An 11,888-nucleotide genomic window follows, 5' to 3' on the forward strand; every position below is an offset into this window, starting at 1 on the left:
AAGAAAATAAGAGTACAGAGTATATACCCAAAAAATTGAATACCGCATGATTTAAGGGCAAACAATGCAAAACATTGCTCGCCCTTTGAAGTGTTATAAACCTAAGCTGGTTTTAATAGTGTGCATTTGCTCTTGTAGGCGCAGCTGAATATCACTAACCAGTGAGTTCGACTCGCTTACTTGCCCCTTCATGCTTTGCATTGATTGGCTAAAGTTTTCTAGTAAAGCATTTTGTTGCTTTGCCAGCTCCATGGCATCAAACGCGACTTTATTAGCATCTTGCGCGTTATCGGCAACACCTTCTGAGTTACGTTTAAGCTCTTGAGCATTTTGTGTTTGCAGCTCGGCATCATTAGCCAACGCACTAATTTGCTCTGATACCATGGTTGAATTTTCACTTAAGCGGTTTAGCTGACTATTAATATCATCAAGCGAACCTTGTGTTTGTCTGGCAAGTTTTCGGACTTCGTCCGCTACAACCGCAAAACCTCGACCATGTTCACCGGCACGAGCCGACTCAATCGCTGCATTCAGTGCCAATAGATTTGTTTGTTCAGCAATGTTTTTGATCACCTCTATGACTTGGCCAACATCATCAACCCCTTTTAATAGCTCTTTTAAGCTATCAAGACCTTGTTCAACGCGCTCTTCAGTTCGAGAACTTGCGGTTAACATGCTGTCGGCAAAGCCTAGGCTCTGCTCCATCGCATCAAAAGTTTGTTTGGCGTTATCAGCAACTTGACCATTAATATTATTGACCTGCTCACCAATGTGTTGAATATCAGAAAGTAAACCTTGGTTTTGTTCAACCTGAGAATGACTGGCATCTGTTTGCTGAGCAATGGTATGTAAGTGCTCGCTCATCTCTAGCATAAAGTCATTAATAACCTTCAGCATTTGTGCTCGTTCTTCTGCCTCACCACGCTGACGCTCAATCAGTTGATTAAAGTAATGGGCAATTTCACCTATTTCGGTTTTCGGGTTTTTACTCTCGATGTTTTTAAGCTCATTACTTTCAATTAAGAAAGCAAAACCATCACGTAATTGGCGCAATGGGTTAAGCACTTGGTTACGCTGTACAAAGTAAACACCCGCCGCTAAAACCACCAGCATGCTAATAGCCACACAGAACACGATAAACACTTGTTGCTTAAGATTACTTTGTTCATCTTTTAACTGTTGCTCAGCACCAAGCACCGTCGCAGATAGGGCTTCAATCTGTTCTCGAAGTGCTTGCATGCCAGTTTGACGTTGCTCAGCTTGCTCAAGAGTGGATGCTAAATCACGTGGGAAACGTTTAGGCCAGCTACTTAGTTCAGCTTTAATATCACCGGCTAAGTCTTCAGCTTCTTCACCAAAAAACAAAGCGTCTTCATCCACTTCGCTCATAACACCTAGGTTTTCAAGTCTATCGATTTTAGCAGCAAGGTCATTTAGGTTTTCAACACTTTGATTGAGGCTATTTTTAGTGTCTTGATCATAGTTAAGCACTAACTTGTATGTATACAAAGCGAGTGATGTAACTTCGCTGTAGTAGTCAGCAGCAAGTTGATAATACTCAAGTGCAAGCACTGTTTGCGGCTCGGCTTTGCTTGCATAGCCAATTAAAGATGAGGCCGAACCTGCCATTTGCCTTAACGAGTTATCGAGCAGCGCCATTTCGTTACCCGATAGCTTACCTAAAGCACGATACTTACCATTAATGTCTTTATCGAGCGCCGTCAGTTGGCTATTTAGTTGGCCCGCCAAGTCATTAGGTAGCTCAGTTAAATGCTGCTTTTTAACATCGCTTATTAGCGTTGAGGCTTTATTTAAGTGTTGGCTGTCACCTTGCTCTAAATAATCATCAAGGTAACTTTTTAAATCAATAATGATGGTGTTTTTAAGCTTATTATAAGCGTTATCTTGCTGCTCTAAACCGAGTAAAGTTTGACTAGCCCAGAACAGGGTTGCTGCCAGTAAAATACTAGCGAGAGTGAGTAAAACGGCCAATAGCCGAGTAAATGATGACACGCGCATAAACGATATTCCCAAGTAACGTTACGCGCGTAGAATATTAACCTTTTATGACAATTTGATGTAAACCGTAAAAAATAACAGGTAAAAACGAATCAAACTAAGCTAAAAGGGTTACATAAATACCAATTCGCTTAATTAAGGGGTCTATTTTGAGGCAATAAAACCTCGTCGATAACAAGGCAAAAATTTCGTTATTAAGTTGCTCTTAATGAAAAATTTTTAACGCTGGTAGCGGTAGGTTTAATCCCTCAAAATGATTAAGTATTATTGCGGATTAATGGTATTAAACCATTGCTGCCTTCACATACACATCAAAGCGGTTCTTTTTAGTTTTGATTTGCATACTCGGGGTTTTATCATTTAGAAATGGGGCGTAATCTGGGCGCTTTACGACTACTCGTTTACTAGCAAGCGGATAAGCAAAATCAAGAAGATCATCGGCATCGTTATCTCCGCCCACAAGCTCTTGGAATACTCGCATTTCTTTTTTAACAAGGGCTGACTTTTCACGATGAGGAAACATAGGATCTAAGTACACAACATCTGGTGTATCGCTGCACTGCGCCAGTAAAGTATGGCTAGAGCCAAACACTAGGCTCATGTTTTCTTTCATCCAAGGACCAATTTCAGCATCGTTATAGGCGCGTTCTAGGCCGTCAAATAATAGTGCAGCTACAACTGGGTGGCGCTCATGCAAAATCACTTTACAGCCTAGTGATGCCAGTACAAAGCCATCGCGGCCAAGGCCTGCAGTGGCATCAAGCACCACTGGTGTGGCACCTTTGTTCAAGCCAACCGCTTTTGCGATAGCCTGCCCTTTACCACCACCAAACTTACGTCGATGGGCTGCAGCACCAGTTACAAAATCAACATGGATAGCACCAAGTTTTGGCTCGTCCTTTTTCTTTAAGCTGAGACCCTGATCGTCATAATGAAGCGAAAAGCCAACATTCTGCTCAGCCCACTTAGCCAAACCAAAACGCTGTTCGATGGCATCTAAATAAGGACGCATTTCTTTAAAAGGACAATGAATTACCACGCAAAACTCCGAGCTAAATTATTCGGCGCCAGTATAGCATGGCTTAAAATAGCTCGATATCCGTTTGTGAAGTGACATCTTCAGTCTCACTCGGTTCAGCCATTTTTTGTAAGCTAGCTAAAAGTTCACTACGCGATTCGATAATATGCTTTAGCTGATACTTTATAAACGCTAAGTCTTCATTGAGCGAGGTAAACTGCAATTGAGTTTGTTTTAATTGCTGTAGGTGAAATGCGACTTCGTCGCTGCCCGATAAACCACTTTGCTCAATAGACTTGTTTAGCTCATCAAGTTGGGCGGCAAATTTCTCTACAGCATGTTCGCGCGAATCACTGTTTTGGTACATTTGATCAGATAACTCATTAAACGAGTTACCTATTTGCTGCGCCTGAGTCAGTGCCCGCTCATTGTTTTCCATGTCTTGTACTTTAGCGTTAGTCACTTCAAGAATATGCGGAAATAAATCTTTATAACGGCCATAAAGCTGGGCATCATCAAGTGGCATGTTTTTAACCAGCATCGACACTTTAGGGTAATTAATAATTGTGCGATGGCTAAAGTCAACAAAGCGATTTGCATCACGGTGTTTTTCGAGTAACTCTTGCTCTAGTGGACACACTCCGCCCTCAGCACTACAAAATACGCCAATATCTTGATACCAAAACGCCAGCACTACATCGAGCTCCATCGGATTAAAAAACTCAAACATATGCTCAGATAACGCTTTGATATCGTGTGCATGATAGCTCTGCCCAACGTAGCGCATTATACGACCCATATCGCCTGAATCTGTCATCGCGATTTCGGCAGTGATTTGCGCTCGCTCTACATCACTTTTAAGCTTTTTAGAGTGCTGACGATATTGATATAACACGCGAATACGTGCCATGAGCTCTTCAGCATTAAATGGTTTTACAATGTAATCAGCTGCACCTGCGTTATAACCTTTTACACGGTCAGGTAAATCAGCTTTACCCGACAAAAACATCACAGGCGTATCTTTTGTTTGCGGGTTGGCTTTTAATTCGTTACATACCTCAAAGCCCGTTTTACCCGGCATTTCGATATCAAGTAAGATGATGTCAGGGTTGTACTTTAACGCCTGTCTTAATCCTTCGTCACCATTTTTAGCATGGATCAGTGTGCAAAAGCCCGATAGCGATTCCTCAATCACATGATGGATATATTTATCATCATCAATGGCTAATACCAGTTTTGACATGCTTAATTCCTATAAACTCTTTTTTAAGAAGAATAGTACGAGAGCGTAATTTTGCGAAGAAATATTAATAAAAAAAGCGCCTTACGGCGCTTTAAATCAACAAAAATTATTATGCAGCAATGCCGCTATGTCTCAGTAGTGCATCGACTTGCGGTTCGCGTCCTCGGAACTTTTTAAATAACTCCATAGGCTCTTCACTACCCCCTTTCTCTAAAATGTTCTTTAAGAAAGCTTCGCCCGTTGCAGGGTTAAAGATACCTTCTTCTTCAAACTTAGAAAACGCATCAGCCGAGAGCACTTCAGCCCACTTATAAGAGTAATAACCTGCGCTATAACCACCCGCAAAAATATGGCTAAAGCCATGCTGAAAACGGTTAAACGCTGGCGCTTTAACAACAGCAGTTTTACTGCGCACCTCGTCAAGTGTTGCTTGAATATTACATGGCTCACCCGCTTTGTAAGTATGGTGAATAGTAAAGTCAAACAACGAGAACTCTAGCTGACGCAGCATTTGCATACCTGATTGGAAGTTCTTCGCCGCAAGGAGTTTATCTAATAACTCTTTTGGTAACGGCTCACCTGTTTCATAGTGACCCGAAATAAAGCTCAGCGCTTCTTCTTCGTAACACCAGTTTTCAAGGAACTGACTTGGTAACTCAACCGCATCCCATGCAACACCGTTAATACCTGCAACCGGCGCAGCATCAACTTGCGTCAACATATGGTGAATACCATGACCAAACTCATGGAATAAAGTTGTCACTTCATTATGAGTAAACAAGGCAGGCTTATCACCCACTGCTTTATTAAAGTTACACACTAAGTAGGCAACAGGGGTTTGTAATTCGCCGTTAGCACGTACTTTACGACCCATGCAGTCATCCATCCACGCACCTCCGCGTTTGCGATCGCGGGCGTATAAATCAAGATAAAAGCGACCACGTAAGGTATTGCTGCTATCGTAAATTTCGAAGAAACGTACGTCAGGGTGATAAGTATCAAACTCTGTTACTTCTTTAACACTAATGCCAAATAAACGATTTACTGTAGTGAATAAGCCACTTAATACTTTATTGGCTGGGAAATATGGACGCAGTACTTCATCAGAAATCGCATACTTCTCTTGCTTAAGTTTTTCGCCATAATAAGCGTAGTCCCATGCAGCAAGTTCCGTCACACCGTGCTTGTCTTTTGCATAAGCTGTTAGCTCAGCAAGCTCTTGCTCAGCTTGCGGTTTAGACTTAGCAGCTAAATCTTCTAAGAATGAGAAAACTTGCTCAGGCGTTTCTGCCATTTTAGTTGCCAGTGACATGTCAGCGTAGCTGCTAAAGCCAAGTAACTCGGCAAGCTCATGACGCAGTGCAAGCTCTTCGCTCATAATGGCAGAGTTATCAAATTCACCAGCATTAGGGCCTTGATCAGAGGCACGGGTCACAAACGCAGTGTAAAACTCTTCACGTAACTCGCGGTTATCTGCGTAGGTCATAATAGGTAAGTAAGATGGAAAGTCTAAAGTAAACACCCAACCTTCTAGCTCTTTACTTTGTGCGGTATCAGCACCAAGTGCTAAAGCAGACTCAGGTAAGCCAGCCAGTTCACTTTCATCAGTAATGTGTTTTTGCCAAGCAAGTGTAGCATCCATAACATTGTTGCCAAACTTAGAAGCCAGCTCAGATAAACGCGCACTGATTTCGCCATAACGTTTTTGTTGTTCAGGTTTTAAAGCAATCCCTGACAGCTCAAAATCACGTAATGCATTAGTAATGGTTTTTTGTTGGGCAATCGTTAATGATTTAAATTCATCGCTATTATGAAGTGTGTTGTAAGCATCGTACAAACCTTGGTGCTGACCAACAAACGTTGAATACTCAGATAACAATGGCAAACATTGCTCATAGGCTTCACGTAACTCATCACTGTTAACGACTGAGTTCATGTGTGATACCGGTGAAAATAGGCGTGATAACTTGTCATCAGCTTCCTCAAGCGGAAGTACTAAATCATTCCATGTGTATGATTTGGTTGCCAGTACCTCATCGATTTTAGCGCGGCACTCAGCAATTGCCGCTTTTACTGCTGGCACTACGTGTACAGGTTCAATTTTAGAAAATGGCGGAAGCCCTTCTAAACCAATGAGTGGGTTATTTTCTGCAATTGTCATTTTTGTTCTCAAATTTTATGCGAAGATGATTTTGAAGTTGGGGCGAATTGATGAAATACAAGGGGCTTAACCTTGGTCTTTATTATGCTATTATCAAGTTATTACTAAATCGATTAATTAATAAAAAATTATCTATTTTTGAGGACAAACTATGGCTCAGCATTTTGATTACATTGCAATTGGTGGTGGTAGTGGCGGTATTGCCTCTGCAAACCGTGCAGCAATGCGTGGCGCAAAAGTCGCTCTTATTGAAGCAAAACACATGGGTGGCACTTGTGTAAATGTCGGTTGTGTTCCAAAGAAAGTTATGTGGCACGGCGCACAAATCGCTGAAGCTATTAACGCATATGCACCTGATTACGGCTTTGATGTTGAGTTAAAAGGTTTTAGCTGGGCTAAATTAGTTGAAAGCCGCGAAGCGTATATTGGTCGTATTCACCAAGGTTACAACAAGTACTTATCTAGCAATGGTGTGACTGTGATCAATGGCTTTGCTAAGTTTGTTGATAACAAAACAGTTGAAGTTGACGGTGAACTTTACACCGCAGATCATATCCTTGTTGCTGTTGGTGGTCGCCCTACTATTCCTAACATCCCAGGCGCTGAGCTTGGTATTGATTCAAACGGCTTCTTCGAGCTAGACGCACAACCTAAACGTGTTGCTGTGGTTGGTGCAGGTTACATTGCCGTTGAAATCGCTGGTGTACTTCATAGCTTTGGCACAGAAACCCACCTGTTTGTTCGTAAAAACAAACCGCTACGTACTTTTGACCCGTACATTATTGATACGCTTGTCGATATCATGGCAAAAGAAGGCCCTACGCTTCACACTGATTGCACTCCAAAAGAAGTAGTTAAAGAAAGCGATGGTAGCTTAACGATTCATTTTGAAAATGGTCACAGCCAAAACGTTGATGAAGTTATTTGGGCAATTGGCCGTACACCAACAACTGACAAGATCAACCTTGCAGCAGCAGGTGTTGAAGTGAACGAAAGCGGTTACGTAAAAGTAGACGAATTCCAAAACACTACAGCTGAAAACGTCTATGCAGTAGGTGATATCATCGAAAACGGTATTGAACTTACGCCAGTAGCCGTTAAAGCAGGTCGTATTTTATCAGAGCGCTTATTCAATAAAGAATTACCTGATGATTTAAAAATGGACTACGAGCTAGTACCGACTGTGGTATTCAGCCACCCACCAATCGGCACGATTGGTTTAACAGAACAAGAAGCGATTTCGCAATATGGTGCTGAAAACGTAAAGGTTTATAAATCAAGCTTTGCAGCAATGTACACAGCGGTTACTCAGCACCGCCAAGCTTGTAACATGATGCTGGTGTGTGCTGGAGAAGACGAAAAAGTTGTTGGCTTACACGGCATTGGCTTCACAGTTGATGAAATGATCCAAGGTTTTGCGGTTGCCATGAAAATGGGCGCAACAAAAGCAGACTTTGATGCTGTTGTGGCTATTCACCCAACAGGCTCAGAAGAGTTTGTGACGATGAGATAAGATTAGCTTTAAGCTAAATTAAAACCTTGTGGTGCTGCCACAAGGTTTTTTTATGCCTATGATTACAAAGTGATGATGAGTTGTTAAACTCAGTTAAAAGAATAAGAACGTAAACTACTTTGCAATCAATCACTTTATTCCCTGTACACCTTGTACAGAGTATCTTTCTGTTCCAAATGTTATTTGGTGCATTATTAATTAATAGCCAAAAACAAAGTCGTTCCTTGGTACTGCTATTTGTATTTCAAGGCTGTGTATGCGCCTTTAACCTGTTAGAAGGGTTAGGCCTTTCTGATTACTTAATCACACCGGCATTTACATTACTGTATGGGCCTATGATTTACTTTTTTACCTTGTCGATTACAGGTAAGCAGCCCTTTATAACATCACACTACGCGGTTCACTTAATTCCTGCGGCTATTTCCTTGGCCTTTACCCACTACACGCAGGAGATCATTTTACTCGGTTCGCTCAGTCAACTTGGCTACTTCTACTTTGCTTATGGCACTTTAAAGGGCTACCACAAACAACTTATGCATGCGCGCTCAGATGCTGAGAGCCTTAAATTAAAGTGGCTGATCAAAGCATTATTTATTTTTGCCATTATTGTCGTATTCGATTTGCTGCGTATGAATGTGCAACCAATCACGCCGCTCGATTTAAAGATGCACTGGTATTTATTAAACGAAATACTGTTACTGCTAATGTTTAGCTTTTTGTTGTTTCACACCATCAAAAATAGCTTTCAATTCGAGCCAGTCACATTGCCTGAAGAACCCGAAGCTGAACAAACTGATTCGTCTGACGAGCAACTTGCGCAGCAAATTTTCTCAACCATTGATAACTTGATTATTAATGAATCGCTTTATCGACAACCTAGGTTGTCATTAAACGACTTAGCAAATCAAACTGGGCTCGGTAGTAAAGAAATATCTTGGGCTATTAACAGCACAACGGGGAACAACTTTTGTGAGTACATCAACCAGCATAGAGTGAATGATGTTAAACGCGAAATAGAGCAAGACTCATCTCAAAAACTCAGCCTGATAGAACTGGCATTTCAAGCTGGCTTTAATTCTAAATCGACTTTTAATGCGGTGTTTAAAAAAGAAACGGGATTAACGCCGAGTCAATTTAAGAAGCAAACACTAAAAAACTGCTCATAAAACAGACAAAAAACGTCCTAAATCCTGTTTTAGGACGCTTTTTTACAGCCCTAACGCTAATTTAAACAAAAAACAGCTTTGAGACTCCAGATGTACAAGTCCTATTTTTTACTACTAACATTGTGCCTATTAATAAGCTTTTCGAGCTTTGCTTTAGCAACGAATCATTCTTTAGAGGTAACAAATCAAGCCTTAAAAGTGCAACCAAGTCGCGTTGGTGCAAGCGACCCAATCGCTTACTTTCAATCGAAAACAGCAGCAATAGAATTTGCTAAACAACAAAACTGGGCTCTGGTGAATAAACTCACAAAACAGCTCATTAATGAATATCAAAATGATGGCGATACTTGGTATTTACTTGGTCTCAGTTATTTTCAATTGGCTGATTATCAAAATGCCAGCAATGCTTTGCAACGCGCACTTGCAATTGGGACTAGCTTAAAAGGCATTCCTAATGGGGCCAGTAACCCTAACGATTTAATGGTGAAAATTGCAGAGGCATACGCAGAGCTTAAAAACCAACAGCAAGCAGAATATTGGCTTAAAAAAGCACTGGCAGCAAGGTGGGATGACCGCCCAACACTTGCTGGCACCAGCTTATTTAAATCTGGTACTAATCCTCACTTTGAACGCTTTGCGCAATCAGCCAGTTACAAATCACTTGCAGGTAATGATTTAGATACTGAGCTCAATCGAGATCAAAAATGGCGCGCCGATTTAGCGTTTTTAGTTGCAGAGATTAAACGTTTACACGTGGCAATGTATCAAAACATGAGCTCACAACAGTTTGCAGAAAAAGTAGCTGAGATTGATAAATCGATTCCTGATCTGACTGATCAGCAAATTGTTTTTCAGTTTATGGAGCTAATTGCGTTACTTGGCAATGGTCATAATCTATTGATCCCAGCATGGGGTGAAAAAGGCAACTTTCAGCAACTACCATTTCAGTTTTATCAATTTAGTGACGGCTTATACATCACCAAAGCAAGTAGCGATTACCAGCAATATGTTGGCCATAAAGTTGAGGCATTTGCCGATACACCAGCCCAGCAAGCTCTTGAGTTAACTAAACGTGTTAATGCTCGCGATAATGAAATGCAAACCCTTTGGCTGGGACCATATTATTTAAGTTTGCTTGATGTACTAAACGGGCTTGGCATTAGCAAAGGTAACGAGGTAACGCTCACGCTCAGCTCGCCAAAAGGCTCTCTCACCACAGTTACACCAGCGCTCAAGTCAATGCAATTTGCAGGTTTTCCTAAGTTACCAAAACTTGCTGAACACCCTACGCTTAGATACTTAGCGAAAAACAACACTCCGTTTTGGAGCGAACAAATAAAAGCGAATAAATTACTGTATGTACAATTCAATGATGTACGTAATAGCAAAGATCTCACCCTTGCTGAATTTGCTATGCAGCTACAAGCACAAATCAAACACGATGACATTGAGCATATGGTGCTAGACCTTCGCCATAACAGTGGTGGTAATGGCTCGCTGACCCCGCCTTTGGTAGCAACGGCCGCATTTTTTAAAGTATTAAAGCCACAAGGAAAGTTATTTATATTAATTGGCCGCAATACGTTTTCGGCAGGCCATGACCTAGCAGTTAAGATTACCAATATAGTGCCAGCGATTTTTGTAGGTGAACCATCAGGCACCCGCCCTAACGTGGCAGGTGAAGCAGGCTGGTTTAACCTACCATACAGTAAACAAACAGGCCTTATTTCGAGCCAGTTCCACCAGCAAAGCCGAGCTGAAGATCATCGTATTTGGTTGGCGCCCGATATGCCAATTACACTTTCTGCAAAAGACTACTTTGCAGGTGTAGACAAAGTAATGGATGCTGTTTTAACCATAACCAAGCAATAAACAGTGCTGGCACAAACCTTGTAACTGTTAATAAAGTAACCAGTTATAGCAACAATTTGCCCTTGTTTACTGTGTAATTAAGCAACTTTTACGCAGTACTCAAGGCATTTTTACAAGGAGGCACTGTGTCTAAGTCTGCAATTTTATACCGCATGGTGACCGATGAGCATATTTGCCCGTTCGGTTTAAAATCAAAAGATTTATTAGAGCGACATGGTTACGATGTTGACGATCGTCACTTAACCAGCCGTGAGCAAACTGACGAATTCAAACAGCAGCATGATGTAAAAACCACACCACAAACCTTTATCAATGATAAACGCATTGGTGGTTACGATGATTTGCGCGACTTTTTTAATCTACCTAAGGCTGGCCAACAGGGCACCAGTTACACGCCTGTATTAGCCATTTTTGCGGTCGCTATGCTACTCAGCTGCGGTTTTACTTATGCCAGCGGTGAGGCTTTATTCTCTTTGCAAAACCTGATGCTGTTCGTTGCAGTATCAATGGCGGTATTAGCGATACAAAAGCTACAAGACTTATACAGCTTTTCTAACTCATTTATTACCTATGACTTACTAGCGATGCGTATTGTGCCCTACGCTTATGTATACCCGTTTATTGAGGCGTATGTAGCGATAGGTATGGTAGCTGAATTACCAGCCTTAGCTGTTGCCCCATTTTCATTATTTATTGGTGGTATAGGTGCAGTATCGGTTATTAAGGCTGTGTATATCGATAAACGAGATCTGAAATGCGCCTGTGTTGGTGGCGACAGTAATGTGCCGCTCGGCTTTATCTCTCTGAGTGAAAACTTATTTATGATAGCCGCAGGTATATGGATGCTAGTAAGCTAATACAAAAACGCGAGGGATTACCCTCGCGTTCATTATAAC

8 protein-coding genes are annotated in these 11,888 nt (G+C 41.5%); 4 read left to right on the top strand and 4 right to left on the bottom strand.

The window, feature by feature from the left end; translation table 11 throughout:
• Positions 1 to 93: 93 nt before the first annotated feature.
• From J3455_RS13990 to prlC, 4 genes are all read right to left on the bottom strand, one after another.
• Entirely contained in the window at positions 94 to 2,019 is a 1,926-nt protein-coding gene (locus J3455_RS13990; RefSeq protein ID WP_349561942.1) for a methyl-accepting chemotaxis protein, read from the bottom strand.
• A gap of 283 nt (positions 2,020 to 2,302) precedes the next feature.
• The gene (locus J3455_RS13995; RefSeq protein WP_167658703.1) at positions 2,303 to 3,058 is read right to left on the bottom strand and encodes a class I SAM-dependent methyltransferase; all 756 of its coding nucleotides are present in this window, start codon (positions 3,056 to 3,058) and stop codon (positions 2,303 to 2,305) included.
• A 43-nt stretch (positions 3,059 to 3,101) separates the two neighbouring features.
• Positions 3,102 to 4,280, bottom strand: a complete 1,179-nt coding sequence (locus J3455_RS14000) for a response regulator (protein ID WP_297330634.1) — start codon at positions 4,278 to 4,280, stop codon at positions 3,102 to 3,104.
• A 109-nt stretch (positions 4,281 to 4,389) separates the two neighbouring features.
• Complete coding sequence (gene prlC, locus J3455_RS14005) at positions 4,390 to 6,441, bottom strand: oligopeptidase A (RefSeq protein WP_167658705.1); 2,052 nt, start codon at positions 6,439 to 6,441, stop codon at positions 4,390 to 4,392.
• Positions 6,442 to 6,592: 151 nt separating this feature from the next.
• Here prlC and gorA point away from each other — a divergent pair, with 151 nt between their 5' ends.
• The 4 genes from gorA (at position 6,593) to J3455_RS14025 (ending at position 11,849) form a co-directional block, all read left to right on the top strand.
• Positions 6,593 to 7,954, top strand: a complete 1,362-nt coding sequence (gene gorA / locus J3455_RS14010) for a glutathione-disulfide reductase (RefSeq protein WP_349561943.1) — start codon at positions 6,593 to 6,595, stop codon at positions 7,952 to 7,954.
• Positions 7,955 to 8,073: 119 nt separating this feature from the next.
• Positions 8,074 to 9,120 (top strand): helix-turn-helix domain-containing protein, encoded by a 1,047-nt coding sequence (locus J3455_RS14015; RefSeq protein WP_349561944.1) that lies wholly within the window; start codon positions 8,074 to 8,076, stop codon positions 9,118 to 9,120.
• A 198-nt stretch (positions 9,121 to 9,318) separates the two neighbouring features.
• The gene (locus J3455_RS14020) at positions 9,319 to 10,992 is read left to right on the top strand and encodes a hypothetical protein (RefSeq protein ID WP_349561945.1); all 1,674 of its coding nucleotides are present in this window, start codon (positions 9,319 to 9,321) and stop codon (positions 10,990 to 10,992) included.
• Between the two features lie 125 nt (positions 10,993 to 11,117).
• Complete coding sequence (locus J3455_RS14025; RefSeq protein ID WP_349561946.1) at positions 11,118 to 11,849, top strand: MauE/DoxX family redox-associated membrane protein; 732 nt, start codon at positions 11,118 to 11,120, stop codon at positions 11,847 to 11,849.
• Positions 11,850 to 11,888 lie beyond the last annotated feature (39 nt).

It is taken from the genome of Pseudoalteromonas sp. NFXS39 (assembly GCF_040148775.1).
Taxonomy (GTDB): domain Bacteria; phylum Pseudomonadota; class Gammaproteobacteria; order Enterobacterales; family Alteromonadaceae; genus Pseudoalteromonas; species Pseudoalteromonas apostichopi.